Annotated in this window: 25 protein-coding genes; 12 read left to right on the top strand and 13 right to left on the bottom strand. The window is 68.7% G+C overall.

Annotation, left to right across the window (positions count from 1 at the left end):
- Nucleotides 1-42: 42 nt before the first annotated feature.
- Complete coding sequence (locus OHA10_RS01060; protein WP_371404265.1) at nt 43-858, top strand: MerR family transcriptional regulator; 816 nt, start codon at nt 43-45, stop codon at nt 856-858.
- A 3-nt stretch (nt 859-861) separates the two neighbouring features.
- On the top strand, nt 862-1,212 hold the full coding sequence (locus tag OHA10_RS01055) for a VOC family protein (protein ID WP_371404264.1): 351 nt from the start codon (nt 862-864) through the stop codon (nt 1,210-1,212).
- On the opposite strand, the gene OHA10_RS01050 is transcribed toward OHA10_RS01055, so the two are convergent.
- Nucleotides 1,209-1,979: a hypothetical protein gene (locus OHA10_RS01050; RefSeq protein WP_371404263.1), complete on the bottom strand. Its 771-nt coding sequence runs from the start codon at nt 1,977-1,979 to the stop codon at nt 1,209-1,211. The genes OHA10_RS01055 and OHA10_RS01050 overlap by 4 nt on opposite strands.
- A gap of 105 nt (nt 1,980-2,084) precedes the next feature.
- Here OHA10_RS01050 and OHA10_RS01045 point away from each other — a divergent pair, with 105 nt between their 5' ends.
- A complete protein-coding gene (locus OHA10_RS01045) occupies nt 2,085-2,708 on the top strand; it encodes a hypothetical protein (RefSeq protein WP_371404262.1) in 624 nt (207 codons plus the stop codon).
- Nucleotides 2,709-2,760: 52 nt separating this feature from the next.
- Here OHA10_RS01045 and OHA10_RS01040 read toward each other — a convergent pair whose 3' ends face one another.
- Both OHA10_RS01040 and OHA10_RS01035 read right to left on the bottom strand, forming a co-directional pair.
- On the bottom strand, nt 2,761-3,066 hold the full coding sequence (locus OHA10_RS01040) for an ArsR/SmtB family transcription factor (protein WP_371404261.1): 306 nt from the start codon (nt 3,064-3,066) through the stop codon (nt 2,761-2,763).
- Nucleotides 3,067-3,103: 37 nt separating this feature from the next.
- The gene (locus OHA10_RS01035) at nt 3,104-3,664 is read right to left on the bottom strand and encodes a TetR/AcrR family transcriptional regulator (protein ID WP_371404260.1); all 561 of its coding nucleotides are present in this window, start codon (nt 3,662-3,664) and stop codon (nt 3,104-3,106) included.
- 33 nt (nt 3,665-3,697) lie between these two features.
- Between OHA10_RS01035 and OHA10_RS01030 the strand changes: the two genes are divergently transcribed.
- On the top strand, nt 3,698-4,441 hold the full coding sequence (locus OHA10_RS01030; protein ID WP_371404259.1) for an SDR family NAD(P)-dependent oxidoreductase: 744 nt from the start codon (nt 3,698-3,700) through the stop codon (nt 4,439-4,441).
- On the opposite strand, the gene OHA10_RS01025 is transcribed toward OHA10_RS01030, so the two are convergent.
- Nucleotides 4,421-5,158 (bottom strand): 6-phosphogluconolactonase, encoded by a 738-nt coding sequence (locus tag OHA10_RS01025; RefSeq protein ID WP_371404258.1) that lies wholly within the window; start codon nt 5,156-5,158, stop codon nt 4,421-4,423. The genes OHA10_RS01030 and OHA10_RS01025 overlap by 21 nt on opposite strands.
- A 112-nt stretch (nt 5,159-5,270) precedes the next feature.
- On the opposite strand from OHA10_RS01025, the gene OHA10_RS01020 reads away from it, so the two are divergent.
- A complete protein-coding gene (locus tag OHA10_RS01020) occupies nt 5,271-5,948 on the top strand; it encodes a DedA family protein (protein WP_371404257.1) in 678 nt (225 codons plus the stop codon).
- Between the two features lie 59 nt (nt 5,949-6,007).
- On the top strand, nt 6,008-6,625 hold the full coding sequence (locus OHA10_RS01015; RefSeq protein ID WP_371404255.1) for an NADPH-dependent FMN reductase: 618 nt from the start codon (nt 6,008-6,010) through the stop codon (nt 6,623-6,625).
- Between the two features lie 76 nt (nt 6,626-6,701).
- Here the strand turns inward: OHA10_RS01015 and OHA10_RS01010 are convergent, their stop codons facing one another.
- From OHA10_RS01010 to OHA10_RS01000, 3 genes are all read right to left on the bottom strand, one after another.
- A complete protein-coding gene (locus tag OHA10_RS01010; protein ID WP_371404254.1) occupies nt 6,702-9,167 on the bottom strand; it encodes an ABC transporter permease in 2,466 nt (821 codons plus the stop codon).
- Nucleotides 9,164-9,949 carry an ABC transporter ATP-binding protein gene (locus OHA10_RS01005; RefSeq protein WP_371404253.1) on the bottom strand — a complete coding sequence of 262 codons (786 nt, stop codon included), beginning with the start codon at nt 9,947-9,949 and terminating at the stop codon, nt 9,164-9,166. The genes OHA10_RS01010 and OHA10_RS01005 overlap by 4 nt, the downstream gene beginning before the upstream one ends.
- Nucleotides 9,950-10,026: 77 nt before the next feature.
- Entirely contained in the window at nt 10,027-10,623 is a 597-nt protein-coding gene (locus OHA10_RS01000) for a TetR/AcrR family transcriptional regulator (protein ID WP_371404252.1), read from the bottom strand.
- A gap of 106 nt (nt 10,624-10,729) precedes the next feature.
- Here OHA10_RS01000 and OHA10_RS00995 point away from each other — a divergent pair, with 106 nt between their 5' ends.
- The 4 genes from OHA10_RS00995 (at nt 10,730) to OHA10_RS00980 (ending at nt 15,107) form a co-directional block, all read left to right on the top strand.
- A complete protein-coding gene (locus OHA10_RS00995) occupies nt 10,730-11,725 on the top strand; it encodes a hypothetical protein (RefSeq protein WP_371404251.1) in 996 nt (331 codons plus the stop codon).
- A gap of 211 nt (nt 11,726-11,936) precedes the next feature.
- Nucleotides 11,937-13,316 (top strand): extracellular solute-binding protein, encoded by a 1,380-nt coding sequence (locus OHA10_RS00990; RefSeq protein WP_371404250.1) that lies wholly within the window; start codon nt 11,937-11,939, stop codon nt 13,314-13,316.
- A gap of 28 nt (nt 13,317-13,344) precedes the next feature.
- On the top strand, nt 13,345-14,283 hold the full coding sequence (locus OHA10_RS00985; RefSeq protein ID WP_371404249.1) for a carbohydrate ABC transporter permease: 939 nt from the start codon (nt 13,345-13,347) through the stop codon (nt 14,281-14,283).
- Entirely contained in the window at nt 14,280-15,107 is an 828-nt protein-coding gene (locus tag OHA10_RS00980; protein ID WP_371404248.1) for a carbohydrate ABC transporter permease, read from the top strand. Before OHA10_RS00985 ends, OHA10_RS00980 begins: the two co-directional genes overlap by 4 nt.
- Nucleotides 15,108-15,346: 239 nt before the next feature.
- Here OHA10_RS00980 and OHA10_RS00975 read toward each other — a convergent pair whose 3' ends face one another.
- From OHA10_RS00975 to OHA10_RS00965, 3 genes are all read right to left on the bottom strand, one after another.
- Nucleotides 15,347-16,021: a hypothetical protein gene (locus OHA10_RS00975; protein WP_371404247.1), complete on the bottom strand. Its 675-nt coding sequence runs from the start codon at nt 16,019-16,021 to the stop codon at nt 15,347-15,349.
- Between the two features lie 19 nt (nt 16,022-16,040).
- On the bottom strand, nt 16,041-17,252 hold the full coding sequence (locus tag OHA10_RS00970) for an MFS transporter (protein WP_371404246.1): 1,212 nt from the start codon (nt 17,250-17,252) through the stop codon (nt 16,041-16,043).
- Nucleotides 17,253-17,336: 84 nt separating this feature from the next.
- Nucleotides 17,337-17,834, bottom strand: coding sequence for a GyrI-like domain-containing protein (locus tag OHA10_RS00965; RefSeq protein WP_371404245.1), 498 nt, complete (start codon nt 17,832-17,834; stop codon nt 17,337-17,339).
- Nucleotides 17,835-18,056: 222 nt separating this feature from the next.
- Here OHA10_RS00965 and OHA10_RS00960 point away from each other — a divergent pair, with 222 nt between their 5' ends.
- Nucleotides 18,057-18,482 carry a CBS domain-containing protein gene (locus tag OHA10_RS00960; protein ID WP_371404244.1) on the top strand — a complete coding sequence of 142 codons (426 nt, stop codon included), beginning with the start codon at nt 18,057-18,059 and terminating at the stop codon, nt 18,480-18,482.
- 73 nt (nt 18,483-18,555) lie between these two features.
- Here OHA10_RS00960 and OHA10_RS00955 read toward each other — a convergent pair whose 3' ends face one another.
- Together OHA10_RS00955 and OHA10_RS00950 are read right to left on the bottom strand one after the other, a co-directional pair.
- Nucleotides 18,556-19,905, bottom strand: a complete 1,350-nt coding sequence (locus OHA10_RS00955) for a M16 family metallopeptidase (RefSeq protein ID WP_371404243.1) — start codon at nt 19,903-19,905, stop codon at nt 18,556-18,558.
- Entirely contained in the window at nt 19,902-21,200 is a 1,299-nt protein-coding gene (locus OHA10_RS00950; protein ID WP_371404242.1) for a M16 family metallopeptidase, read from the bottom strand. Before OHA10_RS00950 ends, OHA10_RS00955 begins: the two co-directional genes overlap by 4 nt.
- A 115-nt stretch (nt 21,201-21,315) precedes the next feature.
- Here OHA10_RS00950 and OHA10_RS00945 point away from each other — a divergent pair, with 115 nt between their 5' ends.
- Nucleotides 21,316-21,663, top strand: coding sequence for a YciI family protein (locus OHA10_RS00945; RefSeq protein WP_371404241.1), 348 nt, complete (start codon nt 21,316-21,318; stop codon nt 21,661-21,663).
- Nucleotides 21,664-21,791: 128 nt separating this feature from the next.
- On the opposite strand, the gene OHA10_RS00940 is transcribed toward OHA10_RS00945, so the two are convergent.
- Complete coding sequence (locus OHA10_RS00940; protein ID WP_371404240.1) at nt 21,792-25,553, bottom strand: discoidin domain-containing protein; 3,762 nt, start codon at nt 25,551-25,553, stop codon at nt 21,792-21,794.
- Nucleotides 25,554-25,586: the final 33 nt, after the last annotated feature.

The following is a 25,586-nucleotide window of genomic DNA, read 5'->3' as shown; positions in this document are numbered from 1 at the left end:
TTCGTTTGACCCTCCGGTTACCGGAGGGTGGAAGCTTGTCGCATGACGGCGACGGTGACGGTGGGGGAGTTCTCCCGCCTGACGCATCTGAGTGTGAAGACGCTGCACCACTACCACGAGATCGGGCTGCTCGCGCCGGTCTCGGTGGACGCTGCGTCCGGCTACCGGCGGTACAGCACCGCGCAGGTCGACACTGCGCAGCTGATCCGCCGGCTGCGCGAGCTGCGGATGCCGCTGGCCGACGTACGGGCGGTGGTCGACGCCGGTGACGGCGCCGCCCGGGAGGAACGTCTGCGGGCCCATCTCGAGCGGATGGAGCAGGAGCTGCAGCACACCCGCGACGTGGTCGTGTCGCTGCGCGAGTTGCTCACCCCCGGACAGCCGGTGCTAGACGTCGAGTACCGGTTCATCCCGCCGTTCCGTGCGTACGGCGTCCGCGGACAAGTACTGCGGGACGAGATCGGCCCCTGGTGCGGATACGCCTTCGGACGACTCGACGAGGTGGGACGCGACATCCGCGCGACCGCGGGAGCGACGTACAGCGACGAGTTCTTCACCGACGACAAGGGCGAGGTGGTCGCCTTCCTCCCGGTCGCGCCCGACCAGGCCCCGGCCGCCGGGGTCGAGCTCGTCGATCTCCCCGGCGGGTACTTCGCGATCGCCGTCCACGCCGGGCCGATGACCGACTTCGACCGCACGTACGGCGCTCTCGGCAGCCACGTCGCGGAGTACTGCGAGGTCGCGCCCGGACCCATCCGTGAGCTGTACCCCATCGGCCCGGGCGACGTGCCCGATCCGGCCGACTACCGAACCGAAGTCTGCTGGCCGATCCAGCAGATCCCTGTCCTGAAAGGCTGAAACGTGTCCATTTCCCTCGAGAACATCGCCTTCGACTGTGCCGACGCGGCCACGCTCGCGACCTTCTGGGCCGGCGTGCTCTCCACCGAAGTCGATGCTGATGGCAACGAGTTCTTCGCGACGGTGAACCGCGCCGCGGACGGGCCGACGCTGATGTTCCTGCAGGTCCCCGAGCCACGCAACGGCAAGAACCGCCTGCACGTCGACCTCGCCGCCACCGACTGGGCCGCCGAGGTCGACCGCATCGTCGGGCTCGGAGCCAAGCGCGTCGACGAGCACACCGAGTACGGCACGCACTGGATCACGCTGGCCGACCCCGAAGGCAACGTCTTCGATGTAGCCGAGCACCGTTAGACCGACAGGTACCGGGTGCCGTCGAAGGTCGCCCGGCCGGTCTCGACGTGTTCCGTCAGGCGGGCTCGCGCCTGCGCCACCGGCCACCGGAAGGCGCGGGCGAGCTCGCCTGCCGTGGTGGCGAGCATCGTGTCCAGGAACTGTCCGGTCGCGAGCGCGTGGTCGACCCGGCCGCCGACGTCGAACCGATGACAGGTCAGCGTGATCAAGGCCGCGGGCCAGCCGGATCCGGTCTCGTGGACACCGGCGGTGGTCACCAGCAAGTTGCGCTGCAGTTCAGTGATCGCCCGCTGGTAGCGGCCCCGATCGCCGATCACCGCCCGCAGGGTCGCACTCGACAGCGGCTCGGCCGCGATGGCATCGGCGATCTCGTGTGCCGTCGGGGACAGGTCGACAAGCAGGTGATCGCCGGCGTCACCCGCCGCCGGGTAGAGGGCCCGCAGGAGCTCCGGTGACAGGAACGAACCCCGGCCGCCGAGATAGGCGCCGTACCAGGCAAGGCCGCGGCGGGGCAGCTCGTCCTTCCACGTCCAGACGCGTTGCTCGTTCAGGCCCATACCGCCGCCGAACGGTTCCTCGTCCTCGCCGGCGACCGCGTCCCACAGCGACGGTACGACGACTCGAGGTGCCGGGAAGAGCAACGCGAAACCGACGTCGTCGACGAACTTCGCGGCGCGCTCGATCGATCCGACCCGTCGCCCGCGGACCCACCAGCGAACGGCGCGAGCCTGGCCGAGTTCCGCGTCGGAGGTGGCCTGCATTCCCACCGGGCCATTCAATCACCGTCCCTTGCGCGGATGGTGCGGCCGGAGGAATGTGGGGAGCGACCGGCGGCGCCGCCGGGGCGCTGCCCTGAGCTAAGGGGGTGGATCGTGTACGCACGTTCCACCATGATCACGGCCGTGCCCGCGTCGATCGATGCCGGTATCGCGCAGTTACGCGACGACGTGATGCCCAGGCTGGTGGAGATGGAGGGCTGCATCGGCCTGTCCATGATGGTCGACCGGGAGACCGGCCGGTGTATCGCCACCAGCGCCTGGCAGTCGGAGGAGGCGATGCGGGCCACCGACGATGCACTCCGTCCGATCCGGGACCGGCTCGCAGAGACCCTGGGCGGGGGAAGCCCGGACGTACAGGAGTGGGAGATCGCCGTACTGCATCGGGACCACCGATCGGCCGTCGGTGCGTGTGTCCGGGCCACCTGGGTGAAGACCGATCCAGCGACCATGGACCAGGCCATCGACGTCTACAAGTTGGCCCTACTGCCCCGGCTCGAGGATCTGGCCGGTTTCTGCAGTGCAAGCCTGCTGGTCGACCGAGCGTCCGGGCGTTCGGTCTCGTCCGTCACGTACGACAGCCGGGAAGCGATGGACCAGAACCGCGAGGCCGCCGCTTCGATGCGGTCCGCGACCTCGAAGGACGCCGGCGCCGAAGTCCTTGACGTCAGCGAGTTCGAGCTCGCCATCGCCCACCTGCGGGTCCCTGAGCTCACCTGACCATCGACTGGAACCAACGCCCCCCGGCCCGGAGGAGGTCCGGGGCGCCGGGTCAGTCCATCTGTTCCAGGTGGGCTTCGAGGGCGTCGAGGCGGTCGCGCCACAGGTCGCGGTACGGCGCCAGCCAGGCGTCGACCTCGGCCAGCGGCGCCGGGCGGAGGCGGTACCAACGGCGCTGGGCGTCGTGACGGACCTCCACCAGCCCGGCGTCGCGCAGTACCTTCAAATGCTTCGACACCGCGGGCTGGCTGAGCGACAGCGCGTCGACAAGCTCGCCGACCGGCCGCTCACCGGCCCGCAACAGATCGAGGATGTCTCGCCGCCGAGGCTCCGCCAACACCTCGAACGTAGTTGCCATACCAGGAATATAACCCGGTTCCTCACTTTCACGCTGTTCAGAGCGTGTGACCGAAGGCGGCCGCGAAGGCCTCGCGGAAGAGGTCGGGCAGGTTGGGTTCGCCGTTGGCGGCGGCCCAGCGGAGCAACGCGACGTGGGTTACGCCGAGGCAGGCGCTGGTGGCTGCTTGGGCGGCGTACTCGAGGGTCGGGTCGTCGGCGCAGATTGCCGTGACGAACGCGTTCTGCAGGCGGAACTGGCTGTCCAGGTGGCGGGCTTGCAGGGCTGGGGTCGAGATCATCAGCTGCAGACGGGCGAGGAGGAGGTCCGTGCTCGCCTGGTCGAGGGTGGCGAGGATGGCGCGGCCGATGCGGTCGGTGAGGGGGCCGGTCGGCGGGAGGTCCGCGATCGAGGTTGCGGCCAGTTGGTCGAAGTCGTCGTACAGGACGAGGTCTTCCTTGGTGGGGAAGTTCCGGTAGACCGTCATCGGCGAGACGCCGGCCGCGTCGGCGACCTGGTTGACCGTGGTCGCGTCGTACCCCTGGTCGCTGAACAGGCGGAGTGCCTGTCGCTGGATGCGTTGCCGCGTGTCGGCACGCTGGCGGTCCCTCAGGCTCATGTGGTAGATACTAACAACATGATAGTTTCTAACATGAACGGCAGGGTCGCGCTGGTGACGGGTGCGTCGCGCGGCATCGGGCGGGCGATCGCGGAGCGGCTGGCCGCGGCGGGGGCCGAGGTCGCGGTGCACTACAACCAGGACAAGGCCGGGGCCGAGGAGACGCTCGAGCGGATCGGCGGGCGTGGGTTCGTGATCGGGGCCGAGCTCGGTGTGCCGGGTGATGCCGACGCGGTGGTCGAGCAACTGACCGCGGGGCTGTCCGGTCGGCGTCTGGACGTATTGGTGAACAACGCCGCGGCGCCGCCGGCCGGTCCGATCGCAACGGACTCGGAGGCGGCGTTCGATCGGCTGATGGCGGTGAACGTGCGCGCGCCGTACTTCCTGATCCAGCGGTTGCTGCCGGTGCTGGCCGATGGCAGCCGGATCGTCACGGTCTCGTCGGTCGCGACCCGGATGGCGAACCCGACGCAGACGTCGTTCGCGATGACCAAGGGTGCGGTCGAGACGATGACGCGCACGCTGGCGCAGGAGCTCGGCCGGCGGAGCATCACCGTGAACGCGGTGGCACCGGGCGCGACCCGGACCGAGGCGAACGGCGCGATCTTCGAGACCCCGGGTCTGTCGGAGCTGATCGTCGGTCACACCGCGCTCGGCCGGCTGGGCACCGGTGAGGATGTTGCCGAGGTGGTCGCGTTCCTGGCCTCGTCCGAAGCGCGGTGGATCACGGGCCAGGTCGTCGATGCCTCGGGCGGTCTACACCTCGGTGTCGGCTGATTCGGTGTCGAGGAAGAGTTGTACGGCGGCGTGGGTGCGCAGCGCCGTACCGGGGTAGTCGGGGCTGATCGGCTGGGTGAGGGTGTCGTGCACGGCCTGTCGTTTGGCTGAACCGGGGACCGAACCGATCAGGGCGTGCGCGTTGAGCAGGCGCGGGATCGTCACGGTGACGGCGTGCGTGGGTACGTCGTCCATCGTGGCGAAATTGCCCTCGTCGACCTGCTGGCGGCGACTGGTTTCGTCCAGGCCGACGATCTTCGCGGCGCGGGGGTCGTCGAAGTCGGCGGGCGGGTCGTTGAAGGCGAGATGGCCGTTGACGCCGAGCCCGAACAGGACGAGATCGAACGGTTCGTGACCCATCAGCTCCGCGTAGCGGTCCGGGCCGGCTTCCGGCGCCAGCGGGTGGAAGGTTGCCTTCGGCACCTGATCGAGGAAGCTCCGGTGCAGCCAGTTGCGGAACGACTGCGGGGCTTGCGGCGACAGGTCGACGTACTCGTCCATGTGGAAGCACTCGACGCGGCTCCAGTCGATGTCCGGCTCGACGGCCAGCGCGGCGAGGGTCGCGCTCTGGCTCGGTGCGGCGGCCAGCATGATCCGCGCGCGCCCGGTCGCCGCGATCGACTTGCGGATCTGCTCGGCCGCCGCGGAGGCCGCGGCCCGGCCGAGCGCCTCGCGCGACGGGTGCGTACTGATCGTGGGAGCGTGCTCGACTGTCATCAAAGCCCTTCCTGTCGTTCGCAAATGCTTGCACAGCCGGGGGTTTTCCCCCGGTCGGTACGGTGGATGGCTCCAGTGTGTGGGGCGCGTCCGCGGACCTAGCGTCGCACCCATGATGACGACGACGAATCAGGTGATGATGACCGCGCTGCAGGGGACGCAGGAGCCGACCGGTGGAGTGGCCGGGTGGGCGATCGAGCTGATGGAGCGCATGGGAGCGGCCGGCGCCGGGCTCGCGGTCGCACTCGAGAACCTGTTCCCGCCGTTGCCCAGCGAGGTGATCCTGCCGCTGGCAGGTTTCGCGGCGGCGCGGGGCGATCTCGGGCTGGTCAGCGCGATCCTGTTCACCACGCTCGGGTCGGTCGTCGGCGCGCTCGCCCTGTACGGCGTGGGCGGGACGCTCGGGCGGGATCGGACCCGCGCGATCGCCGGGAAGCTGCCGCTGGTGAAGGTGGCCGATATCGACAAGGCAGAGGAGTGGTTCCTCCGGCACGGTCCCAAGGCGGTGCTGATCGGGCGGCTGGTCCCGGTCGTGCGCAGCCTGATCTCGGTGCCGGCCGGGGTGGAGCGGATGCGGGTCGCGCTGTTCCTGCCGCTGACCGCGGTCGGGAGCCTGGTGTGGAACTCGCTGCTGATCCTGGCCGGTTACCAGCTCGGTGAGCGGTGGCATCTGGTCGAGTCGTCGGTCGGGGTCTTCCAGAAGGTGGTGATCGCCGGTGCGGTCGCCGCGGTGGTGTGGTTCGTGGTCGTGAAGCTGCACGGGCGTTCAGATCCTGAGAAAGTCAAGTAGCGCGCTCGACTTTGACTACGCTCGAGGTATCACTGCCGATGCCTCAGGAGTTGGGTCAGATGCCCTCAGTCGCGTTCGAGTCGCAGGTCGTGCCCCAGGATGCGCCGGTCTGGCCGCAGTCCGTGGTCACGGTGGTCGGCAATCCACGGGCGGGTTCGCGGACCGCGGCCGCCGCGGCCTCGGTCGCCGAGTTGCTCGCGTCCGAGCTCGGTACGCCGTACCGGATCGACGAGCTGATCGATCTGGTGACGTTCGCGCCGGCGATCTTCCAGGGTGACCGTGCCGGCGAGGAGGACCACGCGGCTCTGGAGAGCGCGGTCGACCTGGTGTCGTCGGCCTCGGTGATCGTGGTCGCCACGCCGGTGTACAAGGGCAGCTACACCGGTCTGCTGAAAAGCTTCCTCGACGTACTGCGGCCTTCGGCGCTGGCGGGATCGGTCGTCGTACCGGTGACCGTCTCCGCGGCCCCGAGCCACAAGCTGCTCGCCGACCAACACCTCCGCCCGGTCCTCGCCGAACTCGGCGCGAGCGTCCCGGTGCCCGGCGTGATCCTCGAGGAACGCGACCTCGAGGACCTGCAGGTCGTCCTCTCCGGCTGGATCCGCGACAACGCCGGCATCGTCCAGGCAACCACAATCGCCCTCCAGCCGGTAGCGGAGCCCACGCCTGCCCGCTGACCCCGCGTCTTGTAGGACGGTGTTGGGTTCTGGCGTGTGGCGGAGGATCCGCTGCCGCTGGTGGTGACTTGTCTTGCTAGTCGTTGAAGGTGGGTTGGGTGGGGGCGTGGCGGAGGGTTGTGGTTGCGGGGAGGAGGGTCGAGCCGAAGGTGAGGATGGTGGCGGCGGCGACGATGACCCCGTAGATCCACAGTGGGCCGGTGGGGAGTGCACTGTCCGAGACCTTGGCGGAGAACGGGAGTAGGCAGGCGAGGGCTACTGCGGTGCCGAGCGTGACTCCCGCGAGGGTGACCAGGGTGCTTTCGGTCCACAGCATGCGGAGGACCTGGAACCGGGTCGAGCCGGTCAGTCGCTGGAGGGCGAACTCGCGGCGGCGGCGCAGGGTCGACGAGACGAGCGTGTTGACGACCGAGACCGCGGTGTACGCGATCAGCATTCCGACGAGCATGTAGTTGACCCACGCCTGCGTCTGCAGATCCTCCGCGTTCGCGGCGACCAACGTACTGCGGTCGGCGACCTGGACAGTCGGATGAGCCGCGGCAAGCTTCGCCAGCCCGGGTCGTACGTCGGCACCCGGCGCGGCGCGGACCAGGATCTGCTTGGTCAGACCGTCCGTCGTGTGAGCTGCCACCAACGACGCCGGCATGATGATCGTCTCGTACCCGCGCTCCGCCGCGAACGTCGCAACCACCCGCAACTTCACCGGTGTCCCGTCGCCCAACGTCATCGTGATCTCCGACCCGACTCCACGGCCCGTCTTCGTGGCCATGTAATCCGGGATGGCCACGGTCGAACCGGTCAGCCCGGCGAGCGATCCGCTCGTCAGCCGAACCGGCGCCGTACCGTTCGCGCCCTGGGCATCCACGCCGATCACCGGCGCACCGTCCTCGTCGAACGGCGCCTTCCGCGGGTCGTCGACCGCGCCCATGCTCCGGACGTACGCCGACGCACTCGCCACGCCCGGCACGCTGCGAACCTGCTGGAGCAAAGCCGGCGACAGACCGGCGTCCGAGACCAGCACTGCGTCCGCGCGCAGATCCCGCGTGAACGCTTCGGAGGACGCGTGTACCTGCGTCGTCTGCATGTAGAGATTGGCGGTCGAGATGCCGACAGCAAGCATGACCGGCATCACCGCGGCCGACATCGCGACCGAACGCGCCGACAGATTGCGGATCGCGAGGCGACCGTTGACCCGGGTCAGCGCCTGCACCGGCCACCGCCAGAACGCGAGCACAGCCTTCGTCCAGAACGGTCCGAGGAGCGCGACACCGATCGCCCAGCAGAGGATCGACGGACCCGCGGTCGAGGCCGCGAGCGGACCGGTCATCACCGTCGCGGTGACGATCAGCAGCGCGAGCCCACCACCCAGGAACAACAGGCCGAACAGCAGCCGGATCCAGCTGAACCACTTCCGCTGCAGCGACGCCTCGACAAGCGCCTCGACCGGGCGGATCTTCGCGGACTTGCGGGCCGCGATCAGGCCTGCCCCGATGGCTGCGAGTACTGCGGCACCGGCACCCGCCGCGAACGGGATCAAGCCCTGCGAGAACTGGATCACCGGCGATGCGACGCCGTGCGTGCTGAGCTGGTCGAAGAGGAACCGTCCGAGGAAGGTGCCCGGGATGACCCCGACCGCGACGGCCGGCAGCGAGACGAGCAGTGCCTCACCGAGGATCATCCGCCGGACCTGACCGGGCGTCGTACCGATGCCGCGGAGGAGGGCGAACTCGCGCTCGCGGTGCTGTGCCGCCAACGCCAGCGTCGAGGCGACGACGAACATCATCGTCATGGTCGCGATGCCGCCGAAGGATCCGGCGACCGCGATCAGTGCGGTCTTGTGGGACTCGGCGTCCGGGTGCTCGGCCAGGCCGCGATCGACGCCTTCGCGAACGGTCAGGTTGCCGTCGAGCTTCTGCAGGCTCTTCTTCACGTTGTCGAGGTTGGTGCCGGGGGCAACCTGTACGCCGACGTCGGCGAACCGGGCCGGGTTGCGGACGAGTTGGGCGGCGTCGTGGTCGGAGAAGAAAGCGTTGCCGCCGGCGGTCGGGGCGATGCCGCTGACGGTGAAGGTCTTCGGCTCGCCGCTGATCATCAGGGTGAGGTGTTCGCCCGGCTTGCCGGACGAAACGACAACTTCACCGGAGCGTGGTGCGTGCCCACTGGTGAGGTGATACGGCGCCAAGGCGGCGCTGGACCAGTTGTGGCCTTCGGCAACCGATGAGCCTACGGCGGGGAACGTGTAGTCGCCGACCGCGGCGGAAACGCCTTGGGTGGAACGGATCTTGGCGAGGGCGTCCACGGGGACGCCGACGCGTTCCGGGAGGGGAGTGGCGTCTTCCTCGCCGGGGCGGAGGTGGGACTGTTTGCCGGTGACAACCAGGGCGGTGCCGGCCAGGCGCTGGGGTTCGACGTTCGAGCGGATGCCGGTCTCCATCAGGCCGCCGCAGGCCATCACGATCGCCGTACCGAAGACGACCGCGACGAATGTGGCGATGAATCCGCTCTTGCGGTGACGCAAGGTGCGGATGGCTTGGCGCATCATCCCGCCACCACCTGCAGGTTGGATCGCGCACCGAGGTGGGTCATCCGGTCGGCGACCTGCTCGGCCGTCGGCGCGGTCAGGCTGCCGGCGAGTACGCCGTCGGCCAGGAAGACGACCTGGTCGGCGTACGACGCCGCGACCGGATCGTGGGTGACCATGACGACGGTCTGGCCCTGCGTGCGGACCGGCTCGCGCAGCAGCTCGAGTACGTCGGCCGCGGTCTGCGTGTCCAGTGCGCCGGTCGGCTCGTCGGCGAAGATGACCGCCGGCCGCGCGACCAGTGCGCGGGCGATCGCGACCCGCTGCTGCTGGCCGCCGGACAGCTCGCCCGGGCGACTCCTCTGCTTGTCTGACAAGCCGACACGTTCGAGGACCTGGCGGACCGCGGCCTTGTTCACCCGCCGGCCGTCGAGCTCCTGCGGCAGGCAGACGTTCTGCCAGACGGTCAGCGCGGGCAGCAGGTTGAACGACTGGAACACGAACCCGATCCGCTCGCGGCGGAGCTCGGTCAGCCGGCGCTCGCTCAGCCCGGCCAGCGGCAGGCCGTCGATCAGCACCGTGCCCGACGTCGGCCGGTCGAGCCCGGCCGCACAGTGCAGGAACGTGCTCTTGCCCGAACCCGACGGACCCATCACCGCGGTGAAGGTGCCGGGGGCGAACTTCATCGAGATCCCGTTGAGGGCGGTGACGGTGTTCCCGCCACGGCCGTAGACCCGTCGTACGTCCTGCAGGACGACCGAGTAACCGGTCCCGTCGACTGCTTCCTGCTTCCGCTTTCTCATGCCGTCGACGCTACGGAGCAACGACGTACCGCCCCATGGTGCTGGACCACCGTACGGGGTGGGTGAAAGTCCACCCTCTACGAGCGCAACAGGGCTCGCAGACCGGCCGTGTAGGTGGCGGGCGTGATGTCGCCGATCAGCAGCCGCTGCAGGACGAAGCCCGGGATCATGCTGAACATCACCTGGGCGACGTGCTCGGGATCGACGTCCGGGTCGAGAGTGCCGTCGGACTGTGCGCGGCGGGCGATCACCACGAAATGGTTGCGGAGCTGGCAGTACTTGCCCTTCGCGACCTCGCGGATCGAGTCGTTGCGCAGCGCCTCGGCCCAGGCCTGCACCGCGACCCGGGTGACGTCCCCGGGCGGGGACTGGGCGACCCGCACCACGTGCTCGATGGTGGCCTCGAGCGCGGCCAGCGGGGTCAGCGGCTGCTCGGAGGCGAGCAGGCCCTCGAAGAGTTCGTCGACCGTGCCGAGCGCGTCCTCGGCGATCGCCGCGACGATCTCCTCCTTGCTCTTGAAGTAGCCGTACACAGCGCCGGCGGACAGGCCGGACTCGCGGATCACATCGGCCATCGTCGTCTTGTGGAAGCCCTCCGCGTTCATGCAGGCACGCGCCGCCGCGACGATCTGCTCGCGGCGGGCCAGGCGGTGCTCCTCGGTGACCTTCGGCACGCTCGCAACATAAAACGAATGTCCGTTCTTGACAAGTCGCCGGACCTGATCCAGGCTCGAAGTGATAAAGAACGATCATTCGGTTTTATTGTCGAAGGAGTCCGCCATGACCACAGAGGCGCACGCGGCCGAACGTCGCCGGCCGCCCCTGATCGCCGTCATCGTGCTGTTGACCGCGGTCCTCACGGTGTTCCTGATCGCCTTCGCCTGGCCGTCGGCCCGCTCCGAACCGCGCAACGTCCCGATAGCGGTGTCCGGTCCGACGCCGGCCGTCGAGCAGGTGAAGGCGCAGCTCGGGCAGGCGATGCCGGGAGGCTTCGACATCACCGCCGTACCGGACCGGCAGGCCGCGGTGCAGCGGATCGAGGACCGGGACGCGTACGGCGCGATCGTGCTCGACTCGGCGCAGCCCGAAGTACTCACGGCGTCCGCGGGTGGCCCGGTTGTCGCACAACTCCTGACCCAGCTGTCTGCACGGATGGACAGCCGGGCGAAGGTCACTGACATCGTCCCGCTGCCGAAGGACGATCCACGCGGCGCCGGCCTCGCTGCGGGCGCGCTGCCGCTCGTACTCGGCGGGATCATCGCCGCCGGCGCGCTGACCCAGTTGGTGCGGTCCGGGCCGAAGCGGATGGTCGGCGCGGTCGCGTTCGCGATCACCGGCGGGCTGGCGCTGGCCGCCGTACTGCAGTACTGGCTCGGCTCGTTCGAGGGCAGCTACCTCGGCAACGCGGGCGTCATCGCGATGTCGATCGGGGCCATCAGCCTCACCTTGCTCGGGCTCGAGTGGCTGATCGGTACGGCAGGGCTCGCGCTCGGCGGCGCGGTGATGATGCTGCTCGGCAACCCGCTCTCCGGGATGACGAGCGCACCGGAGATGCTGCCGGACGGCTGGAGCACTCTCGGGCAGTTGCTGCCGCCGGGAGCCGCGGGTACGGCGCTACGTTCCGTGAGCTTCTTCGACGGTGCCGGCGCCGGCAGACCACTCGTCGTACTGGCGGGCTGGCTGCTCCTCGGACTGGTGCTGTGCGGCCTCGGCGCGATGCGGACCCGGGGACGCGCCGTACACGCTCGGCACGAGGCGTCGGCGGTCGCAGCCTGACAAAGTAGAGGTATGACAGCGCGGTGACCGGATCGTTACACCCCGGTCACCGCGTTCCCGCCTTACTGCTGCGACAACGTTGTCTGTCAAGCATTGACTTCGGCTGTTCAGGACTCCTACGGTCGCGAGAAAGCCCGCAGGGTTTGGGCCGTGGTACCGGCATGACAACGATTGCCCGAAGGTGGACCTGATGGTGACAAGGAAACGTTTCATGGCAGCGGCCGCCGCGGGCGCGCTGCTGCTGGGGGTCTCGGCCTGTAGTCAAGGCTCGACGACCAAGCAGCCCGAGGCCGGAGGCTCGCAGAGCTCCGGTCCGGCGCACATCAAGATCGCGTACCAGCAGTGGGGTCCGGGCGTGGTGATGAAGAACTTCCTCACCGGCGTCAAGACCGAGTACGAAGCCGCGCACCCGGGATCCCAGGTCGAGATCGTTCCGGTCGTTGCCAGCGAGAACGACTACTACACCAAGATCCAGTTGATGATGCGGTCGCCGAACACGGCGCCGGACATCGTCTACGAGGACACCTTCCTGATCAACTCCGACATCACCGCGGGGTACCTGAGGCCGCTCGACGACTACATCAAGAACTGGGACCAGTGGAGCCAGTTCGAGGACACGGCCAAGGGTGCGGCACGGGGCCAGGACGGCAAGACCTACGGCGTACCGGACGGCACGGACACGCGGGCACTTTGGTACAACAAGGAAATCTTCAAGAAGGCCGGTCTGCCGGCCGACTGGCAGCCGAAGACGTGGGACGACGTACTCAGCGCGGCGCGCACCATCAAGCAGAAGGTGCCGGGCGTGATCCCGTTCAACATGTACTCCGGCAAGCCGATGGGTGAGGCCTCGGCCATGCAGGGCTTCGAGATGCTGCTCTACGGCACCAAGGACACCCTGTACAACTACGACCAGAAGAAGTGGGTCGTCGGCAGCCAGGGCTTCAAGGACTCGCTGAACTTCGTCAAGACCGTCTTCTCCGAGGGCCTGGCGCCGTCGCCGAAGGACGCGCTCAGCCCGAACATGGGCAGCAAGGTCGGCACCGAGCTGCTGCCGCAGCAGAAGCTGGCGATCGACCTCGACGGCTCCTGGATCTACGGCAACTGGCTGAAGTCCGGCGCCAAGCCGTGGCCGCAGTGGAGCACGGTGCTCGGCCAGACCGCGATGCCGACGCAGGACGGCGGCGGCAAGGGCAAGGTCAGCCTCTCCGGCGGCTGGACCTGGGCGATCCCGGCCAAGTCGAAGAACCCCGACGCGGCCTGGGACTTCATCAAGACCCTGCAGACCCAGAAGAACGCGGCGAAGTACGCCACCGACGGCGCGCAGATCGCTGTCCGCAAGGACGTCGCCGCCGACGCGGCGTACAAGTCCTCCTCGGCGAGCACGCAGTTCTTCACCGACCTGGTGTCGGTGACCGTGTACCGGCCGGCGCTGCCGGAGTACCCGAAGGTCTCGAACGAGATCATCACCGCGATGGAAGCGGTGATGACCGGTCAGTCCCAGCCCGACGCGGCCGCGAAGAACTACGACCAGGCGGTCGAAGGCATCGTCGGCGGCAAGGACAGTACGACGACACAGAGCACCGGTCAGTAATCTCCCGGCTCGAAGGGATATCTCCCCTGTGACGACGACCGTCGCCCCCACCTCGGCCACCGCTCCCTCCGGTAAGTCCACCGGAGGGGGCGGGAAGCCGAAGGCCGCCAAGCTGGTCCGGATGCTGCCGCTGTCGCCGGCGATCGGACTGATGCTGGTCTTCCTGGCCGGCCCCATCATCTACTGCGTGTACGCCGCGTTCACGAACATGGCGCTCACCGGTACCGGCGCGGCGAACGTGAAGTTCGTCGGGCTGGACAACTTCCGCAAGGCGTTCTCCAGCGGAGCGTTCACGAACTCGATCTGGCTGACGCTGGTGTTCACGCTGATCTCCGCGATCATCGGCCAGAACACGCTGGGCCTCGGCCTGGCGCTGCTGATGCGCAGATCGACGAAGCCGGTCCGCAACTTCGTCGGTACGGCGGTGATCGGCGCGTGGGTGCTGCCCGAAGTCGTCGCGGCGTACCTGCTGAGCGCGTTCTTCAACGACGACGGCACGCTGAACGTGATGCTGCACGCGGTCGGCCTGCCCGGTCAGGACTGGTTGTACGGGGCACCGATCATCGCGGTGTCACTGGCCAACATCTGGCGCGGTACGGCGTTCTCGATGCTGGTGTACTCCGCCGCGCTGAGCGAGATTCCCAAGGAGATCGAGGAGTCCGCCGAGATGGACGGCGCCGGCGGCTGGCGGCGACTGCTGTTCGTCACGCTGCCGATGATCACCCGCGCGGTGATGACCAACCTGATGCTGATCACGCTGCAGACGCTGAGCGTGTTCGGCCTGATCTACGCGATGACCCGGGGCGGCCCGGGGACCAAGAGTCAGACGTTGCCGCTGTACATGTACGAGCAGGCGTTCAGCTTCTCCCAGATCGGCTACGGTACGGCGATCGCGCTGGTGATGCTGGCGATCGGTGCGGTCTTCTCGCTGATCTACCTGCGTGGACTGAACTCGGAGGCAGCATGATTGCCCGCGACCGGATGAGCAAACTCGCGTCGAACCTGGTGCTGCTGGCCATCGGCGTACTGTTCGTCCTGCCGTTGCTGTGGGTGCTGTTCGCATCGATCAACCGGACGGCGGGGCTGCGGGTCGAGTTCCCGACGCATCCCACGCTGGGGAACTTCAAAGCGGTGCTGAACACCGACACGACGTACCGGCCTGTGCTGAACGGGATCGTGCTGTGTGGCGGGGCGGCGTTGCTGACGATGGTGTGCGCGGTGCTGGCGGCCTATCCGTTGTCGCGGTTCCGGACGCGGTTCAACCGGCCGTTCCTGTTGACGGTGCTGTTCTGCACCGGGTTGCCGATCACTGCGGTGATGGTGCCTGTTTACGGGCTCTTCGTGCAGCTGAACCTGGTGGACACGCTGGGCGGCACGATCATGTTCATGGCGACGAGCGCGTTGCCGTTTGCGATCTGGCTGACGAAGACGTTCATGGACGGGGTGCCGCTGTCGTTGGAGGAAGCGGCTTGGGTTGACGGGGCCGGCAACATGCGGGCGCTGTGGGCGATCGTGCTGCCGCTGATGTGGCCGGGGATCGCGGTCGTGCTGATCTTCACGTTCATCGGCATGTGGGGCAACTTCTTCGTGCCCTTCATGCTGCTGCTCTCGCCCGAGCGGTTGCCGGCGTCGGTCAGCATCTTCACCTTCTTCGGCCAGTACGGCGAACCGAACTACGGCCAGCTGGCGGCGTACTCCCTCATCTACACCACGCCCGTCCTGCTGCTGTACCTGCTCCTGTCGAGAAAGCTCGGCGGCGCGTTCGCCCTGGGCGGCGCGATCAAGGGCTGACATCTCGCACACAGCCGCCGCGAGCCGGACACCGGTTCGCGGCGGCTGTTTCCGTTGCCGGCAGCGCACCAGCCCTCGCGCCACCGCCAACTGCCGCGCGAGGCCCCGCGCCATTTGATGGGTTAACCCACGAGGTGGGGGGTTTCCCACCCGGAATCCGGGTGAGGAACCCACCATTTGAAGGGGGAACCCATCAAATGGGTCGGCGTGGGGTGGCTGGGGAGGGGCGGGCGTGGGGGTCAGGTGGTGGTGAGGGTGGTGTGGGTTTGCTTCCAGAAGGTGAGCTTCTGGTCGAAGGTCCAGTTCCGCTGAGGGTCGGGTTCGGAGTTGGCGTAGCGGTCCAGGGCGATCGGCGCGAGGGTGGCGGCTGATTCAGGAGCGTTTTCGGTGACCAGGGCCAGGCGGATGACGAAGGTGACCAGGCGGGTCAGCTTCGAATGGTCCTGGGACTTCTCCAGCTCCTTCAGTTGGGAGCGGAGTTGCTTGATGGTGCGGAGGGCCGCGCGGTGTTCGCCTCGGCCGGGTGACGTGGTGAGCTCGTCGGTCGGGATGCCCAGGATTTCGGCGATGTCGTCGACAGCGTCAGCGGGTGCGGTGGACTTGCCGAACAGGCGTGGCTTGTCGGCCTGGAGGCGGTTGGCTATCTCGTCGAGTAGCTGGTCGAGGCCGCGGACCACGTCGGGGAGTACGCGGTCGGCGGTACGTCGGCGGTTGGTTGTCAGCGCGACGACGCGAGCGTGCTCCGCCTCGATGGCCGTGCGCAGCGACTCTGGCCAGTCGTCCAGGCCGGTCAGCTCTTCCTGCGGTGGCGCCGACGTGTTCAGGTCGCCTGGCTGCAGCGGCTTGGCGCCGGAGCGGGCCGCGTCGATTTCTTGCTCGAGCTTCTTCTGCGGACCTGGAACGATTGAGCTCACGCCTCCACCCTACGCACGTTCAGATGTCCAGACGACGCAGGTTCCAGACGGAGGGGACGATCAGGGTGAGGACGGTGATGAGCACGAAGAGGGCAGCGCCGTACAGTTCGACCGCTTTGACGCTCACCACCGCAGCGACGTACCCGACGGTGAGTTGACCCGCGGGGCCGGCGATGAAGGAGCCGAGCATGTCGTACGACGAGACGCGGGAGAGCTTCTCGATCGGGACGTGCTGGCCGAGGGCGGTCTCCCAGCTGATGCCGAAGATGTCGAAGCCGACGCCGAGGAGGAATGCGGCGACCGCCATCGCCCAGGTGTACGGCAGCAGCGCGAGACACAGCATGACCGGGACCGTCAGCAGCATGCCGAGCATGCCCGTCCGCAACGGGCGGCGGGGTTTGAGGCGCAGCATGATGATGCCGCTGGCAACCAGTCCGGCGCCGAAGCAGGCGCTGACGAGGCCCCAGCCGGTGCGCCCGAACGTACGGTCCGCGATCACCGGGCCGAGCGTCTGGTAGCAGGCGGTGAAGATCAGGTTCAGCAGGCCGAAGGCGAGCACGATCACCCAGATCCATTGCCTGGAGACGAACTCGCTCCAGCCGTCGCGCAGGTCGGTCAGCATCGAGGTGGCGGCGCGTTCGATCCGCGGAATCGTCAGGCGGGACAGCAGTACGGCGGCGATCAGGAACGTCGCGCCGTCGACCGCGAGCCCGACACCCGGACCGGTCAGGCCGACGATCACACCCGCGACCGCGCCACCGCCGATCATCGCGCTCGAACGGGCGAAGCCGGCGATCGCGTTCGCCTGCGGGAGCTCGCTGCGGTCCACGATCGACGGGAGGATGCCGGTCATCGCGGGCATCACGAACGCGGCCGCGATCCCGTTGACCGCCTCGATCGCGGCGAGTTGCCAGATGGTCGCGTGGCCGGAGAGTACGAGCGCCGCGGCGAGACCCTGTGTTAGTCCGCTGACCGTGTTGGCCACGACCAGCACGAGGTGGCGCGGGAGCCGGTCGGAGATGACGCCGCCGATCAGCAGGAAGACGATGTTCGGGATGCTGCGGGCCGCGAGCACGATGCCGACCGCGCTCGCGGAGTCGGAGACATCCAGTACGGCGAACACGAGCGCCACCGGCGCGATCGTCGACCCGAGGATGGAGATGAACCGGGCGGAGATGAACACCCGCACATCCCGATGCCGCAGTACGGCCAGATCCTGCCGGAACCCCACTGCGCCCCCTCCGTCGTGCCGAACCTGGCGATCCTACGGGGTGCGGGTCCCGGCGGGCGCGTTGTTTTCGGAGGGCAGAGCTGTCTAGGCGTCAGCCAGACGGAAGTCGAGCTCGACCATCCATTTGGTCTTCCGCGGCTCGGTCCGCGGATCGGTGCGGAATGCCTCGTACCTGCAGGCAAACAGGTCGCCTTCGGGGACATCCCGCCGGTCGAGGACAAGCCCTTCAGCAGCTACCCAGTCGAGCAGGGCGCGGTTGGCGCGGATCGAGTGGTTGCGGTAGGTGAGCGTCGCATACCGCCCGGCTGGAAGCGTGGACGGCTGCACCCGGTCGTCGCCCGCCACGCGTCCCGGTGTCATCATGCCGACCTCAAGATCCATCGGCCCAGCCATGTCGATCACGTGCAGTCTCAGGAAGAACATCCCTGAGTCGTCGGTGCCACTCTCACGAAGCCAGCCGAACAGCTCGTCGAGCAGCTCATTCCGCTTGGCCAGCATGCCCCGGAAGGGCGTGATGGTCCGAATGCCGAGGTAATGCTGTTCGGGTCGCTCGACAACGCGCGGCGGCTCAAGTAGCTCCATGCCAACCTCCGTTTGGTCGCTCGACTATAGGCCGGTGCGGCGGTGAGCCCCGCAGTCACTCGCGAGCCAAAGCGACCAGCGCACACGGGCCGGGAGCGTGCGGGGCGGGACGCCCTCCACGCGCACGTCTCGGTGGTAACCGGTTGTCCTTCGTTGTCACGGGGTGTAGTGGGGGGTTTGCCGTTACCTTGGGGTATTGGTCCTCGATCTGCAGGAGGCTCCGTGAAGATCAACGACGTACTGCGCGGTAAGGGCAATCAGGTCGTCACCATCTCCCCAGAAGCCACTGTCACCGAGCTGCTCGCACTGCTGGCCGAGAAGAACATCGGCGCGGTGGTGGTCAGTGCGGACGGGTCGACGGTGTCCGGGATCGTGTCGGAGCGTGACATCGTGCGGCTCTGGAACGGTACGCCGGACGCGGGCGACGTACGGGTGAGCGCGATCATGACGTCCGAGGTCCGCACCGCGACACCGGACGACCTGATCGACAATCTGATGCGGCTGATGACCGAGCACCGGATCCGGCACGTCCCGGTCGTTGTCGACGGCAACCTTGCCGGGCTGGTCAGCATCGGCGACGTGGTCAAGTCCCGTATCGGCGAACTCGAGTTCGAGAGGGAACAACTCTCCAACTACATCAGCAGCTGACCCGCAGCCCGATCCCGCAGCCAGATCCCTCACCCCGACGGACGCGGGCTGAGGGACCCGATGCTGCGTGCGCTCAGCCGAGGTCGATCAGGTCGCCGAGGTCGAGGCCTTCGAGTTGGGGCCGGACCTCCTTGGACTCGCCGACGACGACCACCAGCAGCCCGTCGGTCCCGACGTACCGGCGGTAGGCGTCGGTCGCCTCGGCGGCCGTGGTGGCGGCGATCTGGGCGAGATACGTGTCCGCGAAGTCGATCGGTACGCCGTTGGCGATGTTGCTGCCGACCTGCTGCGCGACCGAGTCGGCCTGCTCGTACCGCAGGGGAGCGGTGCGGATCAGGCTGTCCTTCGCCTCCTGGACCTCCTGCTCGGTGAGCCCGTCACGGGCCTCGCGGAGGATGCGCAGCGCGTCGCCGATCGCGGCCCCGGTGACCTCGGTGCGTACGGCGCCGCCGAGGCTGAAGGTGCCGCCCTTGCGGGGCGCCGCGAAGCTGGTCCGCGTGCCGTAGGTGTATCCCTTCTCCTCGCGCAGCACGGTGTCCACACGGGAGGTGATCGTCCCGCCGACGACGTGGTTCGCGACCGCGGCCGAGCCCCACAACGGATCGCGGCGATCGGGACCCTTGCACCCGATCAGCAGCTGGCTCTGCACCGAACCCGGCCGGTTGACGAGCACGACCCGGTTGCCCGGCAGGTACAACGGCTCCGGCGTCTCGCCCGCCGGGCCCGCGCCCGACGTCCAGCCGGCGAAGGCCTCGTCGATGATCGCGGCCGCGTCCACACCGGTCGCGTCGCCGGCGAAGAGGATCTCCGCCCGCTCCGGCCCGATGTTGTTGCGGTAGAACTCGGCCACCTCGACGTTGGTGAGCGGCCGGATCGTGTCCGGCGTCCCCGCGGTCGGGCGGGAGCGACGCGTCGCCGAGTCGAACAGATGCGAAGCGAACGCCTCGCGTGCCCGGTACCCGGCGTTGGCCCGCTCCTGGTTGATCTCGCCGAGCCGGATCGTCACGTGCCGGCCGACATCCGCCTGGTTGAACGCGGGCCGAGTGATCGCCTCCGCGAGCAGCGCGACGGCCGGCGCGAGATGCGATACGGGGACCGAGATCTCGACATGCAGCGCGTCCGAGCTGACGTCCACGCCGTACGCCGCTCCGTGCCGCTCCAACGCGGCCGCGAACTCGTTGGCCGAATGCAGCTCGGTGCCCTCGTCGAGCGTCCGCGACATGATCGTCGCGACGCCCTCGAGCTCACGCGGCTCGGCGATCAACGGCATCGCGATCGTCACGCGCACAGTCGCGACGTACTGCCCGGGGCGGTCGAAGACGTGCACCGGCGTACCGACGCCGGTCCGCGTCGTCACGGCCTCCGGAAACTTCCACGGCCGCGGTGCGCCGACGGCCGGTGGGGTGGTCAGAACCTGGCTCATTCCTGCTCTCCTGCCGTCTCTGCCGCGGACTCCTGACGGCGGTAGGTCACCTGGACCCGTCCCGATGCGCGGATCCACTTCGCTGCCGCCGCCTGTACCTGCTCGACGGTCACGGCCTGCACCTGGTCGATCCGGGTGTTGATCCGCCCAGGGTCTCCGAACAACAAGGCGTGGTGAGAGATCTCGTCGGCCCGGCCCGCGCACGTCGCCAGCTGCTCGAGCCAGTCCCGCTCGGCCTGTGCCTGCACGGTCGCGAGCTCCTCCGAGGTGACCCCCTCGGTGGCCAGCTTCTCGATCTCCTCGAGCAACGCGTCCTCGACCTTCTGCAGATCGATGCCGTCCGACGCGATGCCGGTCAGCGTCCCGAAGGAGACCCCGCCGATCAGCGGCAGCGCACCGCCCGACACCGACTGGGCGATCTGCTCGTCGCGGACCAGCCGCCGGTTCAGCCGGCCGCTCTGCCCGGCCGCGAGGATGTCGAGCGCGAGCCCGGCCGCGTCGAGCTCCGGCGTACCGTCAACGGGCAGCCGGAACATCATCGTGATCAGGTCGGACGGTACGTCGGACTCCACCTCGTCGCGCTGTACGTCGGTCATCGGCCCGATCGTCCCGTCCGGCGCCGGCGGCGGCGTGGGGATCGCGGGCAGGTGGCCGAAGTACCGCTTGGCCGCGTCGAACGCGTCGTCCTCGGACACGTCGCCGACGATCGTCAGGACGGTGTTGTTCGGACCGTAGTACTTGCGGAAGAACGCGTGCACGTCCTCCAGCGAGGCGGCGTCCAGGTCGGCCATCGAGCCGATCGTCATGTGCGCGTACGGGTGGCCCTCGGGGAACGCGAGCCGGACGAGCCGCTCGTACGAATCGCCGTACGGGCGGTTGTCGTAGCTCTGCCGCTTCTCTTCCTTGACCACGTCGCGCTGGTTGTCCAGGTTCTCCTGGTTGACCGCGTCGAGCAGGTAGCCCATCCGGTCCGCCTCGAGCCAGAGCGCGAGGTCGAGACCGCCGCTGGGCAGCGACTCGAAGTAGTTGGTGCGATCGAAGAACGTGCTCGCGTTCAGGCTGGCGCCGGCGGTCTCCAGCAGGCTGAAGTGCTGACCGGAGGCAACGTTGCGCGACCCCTGGAACATCAGGTGCTCGAAGAGGTGCGCGAACCCGGTCAGACCCGGTGGTTCATGGCGCGACCCGACGTCGTACCAGAGGTTGACGGCGACGATCGGGACGGCACGGTCCGAGCTCACGACGACCCGGAGGCCGTTGTCGAGCGTCTGCTCCGCGATGGGGTACGTCAAGGGCATACCGGCCACCATACGTGGTCGCGAAATTCTCGGCAGGTGCTGTCGATTTCGTCCCGAGTCGCGCATCGGAGTGGTAGATGGTGTAACCGACGGTGGACGAGAGAGGTGACCCCGAGTGGGCAAGTACCTGGTGATGATCTACGACGACGAGGCGAAGTGGGCCGCGGACGACGGATCGGTGATGGAGCAGAACCACAAGAACCATCAGGCCTTCGTCGAGGCCAACGGCTCGGCGGTCCGCGGCGGCGGTCAGCTCGACGGGAGTGAGACCGCGACCTCGATCCGTTCCGACGGCAAGGGCGGGTACGTCGTCACCGACGGCGTCTTCGCGGAGACCAAGGAAGTGATGGGCGGCTACTACATCATCGAGGCGGCCGACCTGGACGAGGCGCTCGCGATCGCCAAGCAGGTGCCGTCGCCGATGGGTGGTGTCGAGGTCCGCCCGCTGGTCAACGGCGGCTGAGACGCCGCGTACGAGGGATTCGTCCCGGTTCGCTCATCGCCGGCGTTCCTCACAGGGTCGGCCTTGTGTGGAGCCCGGACCGTGTGCTTCGTCGATGGAGCGAACCGAGACGGATCCCTGGTCGTGCGTCAGTTGGGCTGGGTGCCCGTCACCGTGACCTCGGCCAGGCTGATCACGCCGGCGCTGGTGGCCGGCGACTGCACCTTGACGTAGCGGGCCACGGTGTTGGTCGGCAGACTGGTGACCGCCCCCGGCGTCGCCCCGAGGTTCAGCTTGGTCACCGTGGAGTCGGCCATCAGCTGGGCGTAGGTCCGGCCCGACATGCTGGCGGTGGAGAGGAACACCACCGCGTTGTTCAGCTTGTCGACCGAGGCGTCGGTCCGGTTGTGCACCGTGACGTTGCTGATCCGGGAGTTGGTCAGCAGGTCGACCTGCCACCACGGCTGCGAACTGGACGCCGTCCGGCTCACCGACCCGGCGGCGAAGACGCCGTTGGTGTTCCCGTCCACGGCCCGGGCGGCGGTGCCGACGTCGGTCGACGACTGCGTCGCCGGCCGGTTGGTGGACAGGTTCACGGCGCCGGTGGTGCCGCCGACCTGCACCTCGGCCAGGTTCAGGGTGCCGATGAAGGTCGACAACTGCACCCGCACGTACCGGCCGGTGGCGTTGCCCGCGTTCAGCGTCAGGCTGTTGGTGCTGGACGAGAACGCCGAGAACGACATCTCCTTCACCGAGTCGTCGGCCTGCAGCGAGGACATCGACCGGCCGTTCATGTCGGTCGAGGAGATGAACACCGAGCCGCTCCTCATCCGGTTCGAGTCGGTCCGGCTCCACACCGTGACCGTGGAGACGGCCGCCGCGGAACCGAGGTCGACCTGCCACCACGGCTGGGTGGAGAGGTTGGTCTGGGTCACCGAGCCGCTCGAGAACACGCCGTTGGTGTTGCCGTCCACCGCCCGGGCCGCCACCGCGGTACCGCTGGTGCTCGATTGGGTGGCGGTCTTGCCCCGGGCCAGGTTCGGACCGGTCACGGTCACCGTGGTGGTCGACACCGCGCTGTCCACCTTGCCGTCCCGCACGACCAGGCTGAAGGTCAGCGTGGTCGGTGTGGCCGGGGCGATGAAGGTCGGCTTCTGCACCGTCCGGCTGGACAGCGTCACCGCCGACCCGCCGGTCTGGGTCCAGGTGTAGGTCAGCGGGTCGTTGTCGGCGTCGCGGCTGCCGGAGCCGTCCAGTGTCACGGTGACGCCGGACTCGCTCGACTGCGCGACCCCCGCGTTCGCCACCGGCACCGTGTTGTTGGTGGTGACCGTGGTGGTCGCCGCCGCGCTGTTGGCCTTGCCGTCCCGCACCACCAGGCTGAACGTCAGCGTGGTCTTGGTGGCCGGGGCGGTGAAGGTCGGCTTCTGCACCGTCCGGCTGGACAGCGTCACCGCCGGCCCACCGGTCTGGGTCCAGGTGTAGGTCAGCGGGTCGTTGTCGGCGTCGCGGCTGCCGGAGCCGTCCAGCGTCACCGTAGTGCCCGTGTTGACCGTCTGCGCCGCACCGGCGTTCGCCACCGGCACCTGGTTGACCGGGGCGGTGGTGGTGACCGTGGTGGTCGCCGCCGCGCTGTTGGCCTTGCCGTCCCGCACCACCAGGCTGAACGTCAGCGTGGACGCCGAGGACGGGGCGGTGAAGGTCGGCTTCGCCGCCGTCGTACTGGACAGCGTCACCGCCGGTCCACCGGTCTGGGTCCACGCGTAGGTGAGGGCGTCGCCGTCGGCGTCGGTGCCGGACCCGTTCAGGGTCACGGTCGTACCGGCCGCGACCGACTGCGGCGCACCGGCGTTCGCTACCGGGACGTGGTTGTTCGACTCCGAGAGCGGCCGCGGGGTGCAGTTGCTCAGCGAGACCGTGAAGGGCTCGACGTCGTTGTCCGTCTCGATCATGGCGCCGTCCTCGGAGCCGCTGAGCGAGATGGTGTACGTCTGGCCGGCGTTCAGGCGGGTCTCCCGCCACTCGTCCGTACCGCGCTCCCACTCGACGATCAGGACCCGGCCGGTGACCACGCGGACGGAGCACCCGTCGGCCCAGCGACCCATGTACGGGTAGAGCGGAACGCCGGAGTCCGAGTAGACCGTGCGCGCATTGTCGCCGGAGCGGCCGTTGCCCTGGTAAGCCGTGCCTACCGGCCAGGTGATCACGCCGCCGTACCAGTCACCGGGGTTCTCGCCGGTGCCGGCGTAGCGCCAGCGGGCGTTGACCCAGGAGACCGGGTCGCAGGTGGTGGGGTCTGTGCAGGCGGGCGGCGTCGGCGGGACCGGCGGGCCCGGCACGAAGGCGTACTCGAACGACGAACCGCTCTGCACGCTGACGATACTGCTGGCGCTCAGCGTGGTCGGCACGGTGTAGCTCTGGCCGGCCGACAGGTTGGCCAGCGACGCGTGCGAGTCCCCGACCGGGCCGGAGAACACGGTGGCGCTGCCCGAGGTGACGGTGATCTTCCAGTTCGCCACCTGCGGGGCCGTCGCGTAGATGTCGTGCGAGGCGGTGTAGCCGTAGCGGGCCCGGCTGGGGTCGGTCTCGGCCGGCCAGACGGCGGCGTACCCGCTGTCCGAAGGACCCCACGGGCACGGGCTGCTGGTGCAGGTCCAGGTCACCAGGGCCGACTCGCCGTCGCCGGCCGGCCCGGGCGTGACCGGCTCTCCCGGGGTGAGCGTGTATTCGAACGCGGCGCTGCCTTGCACGCTGACGATGCTGCTGCCGCTCAGGGTGCTCGACACGGTGTAGCTCTCGCCGGCCGACAGCGCGGCCAGCGACGAGTGCGAGTCGTTGGCCGGGCCCGCGAACACGGCGGCGCTGCCGGAAGTGACGGTGATCTTCCAGCCGGCCACCTTTGCCGCGGGGGCGTACACGTCATGGGAGACGGTGTAGCCGTAGCGGGCCCGGGTGGGCTCGGCCGCCGCGGGCCAGACCGCCACGTCGCTGGTGTAGCTCGTACCCGATGGGCAGGGCGTGCCGGTGCAGTTCCAGGTGGCCAGCACCGAACCGTAGCCGGACGCCGGCGGCGTGGTCGGATCGCCCGGCGTGAAGGTGACCCGGAACGCGCCATCGTTCTGCACGCTCACGATGCTGCTGTTGCTGAGCGTGCTGGACACGGTGTAGCTCTCGCCGGCCGACAGCGTGGCCAGCGCCGAGTGCGAGTCGTTGGCCGGGCCCGCGTACACCGTGGCGCTGCCGGAGACGACGGTGATCTTCCAGCCCACCACCTTGGACACCGGCGCGTAGACGTCGGCGGAGACGGTGTAGCCGTAGCGGGCCCGGACCGGCTCGGCCGCGGCCGGCCAGACGCCCGCGTTGCTGGTGTAGCTCTGGCCCGACGGGCAGGGGCTGCTGGTGCAGTTCCAGGTGGCCAGCACCGAGCCGTCGCCGGCAGCCGGCGGCGGGTCGGTCGGGGCGCCGGGGGTGATCGTGTACTCGAACGACCCACCGTCCTGCACGCTCACGATGCTGCTGGCGCTGAGCGTGCTGGGCACGGTGTAGCTGTCGCCGGCCGACAGTGAGGCCAGCGCCGAGTGCGAGTCGTCGGCCGGGCCCGCGTAAACCGTGGCGCTGCCGGACGTGACGGTGATCTTCCAGCCCGCCACCTTGGGCGCCGGGGCGTACACGTCGTGGGAGACGGTATAGCCGTAGCGGGCCCGGACCGGCTCCGCCGCGGCCGGCCAGACCGCCGCGTTGCTGGTGTCCGACGCGCCCCACGGGCAAGGACTGCTGGTACAGGACCACGTCGCCACAACGGAGGACGCAGGATCACCCTCGGCCGCTCGCGCCGGCAAGGCGGTGAGGCCCAGCACCATCACGACCGCAGTAGTCAGAACGAGAAATGCGGTCGCTAAACGTTTCGGCATGCCGGCCCCCCGGATTGTGACTCTCCCCTTGAC

The organism is Kribbella sp. NBC_00662 (genome assembly GCF_041430295.1).
Lineage (GTDB): Bacteria > Actinomycetota > Actinomycetes > Propionibacteriales > Kribbellaceae > Kribbella.
The sequence above is the reverse complement of the archived record's forward strand: the minus strand, read 5'-3'. Positions and strand labels throughout refer to the sequence as shown.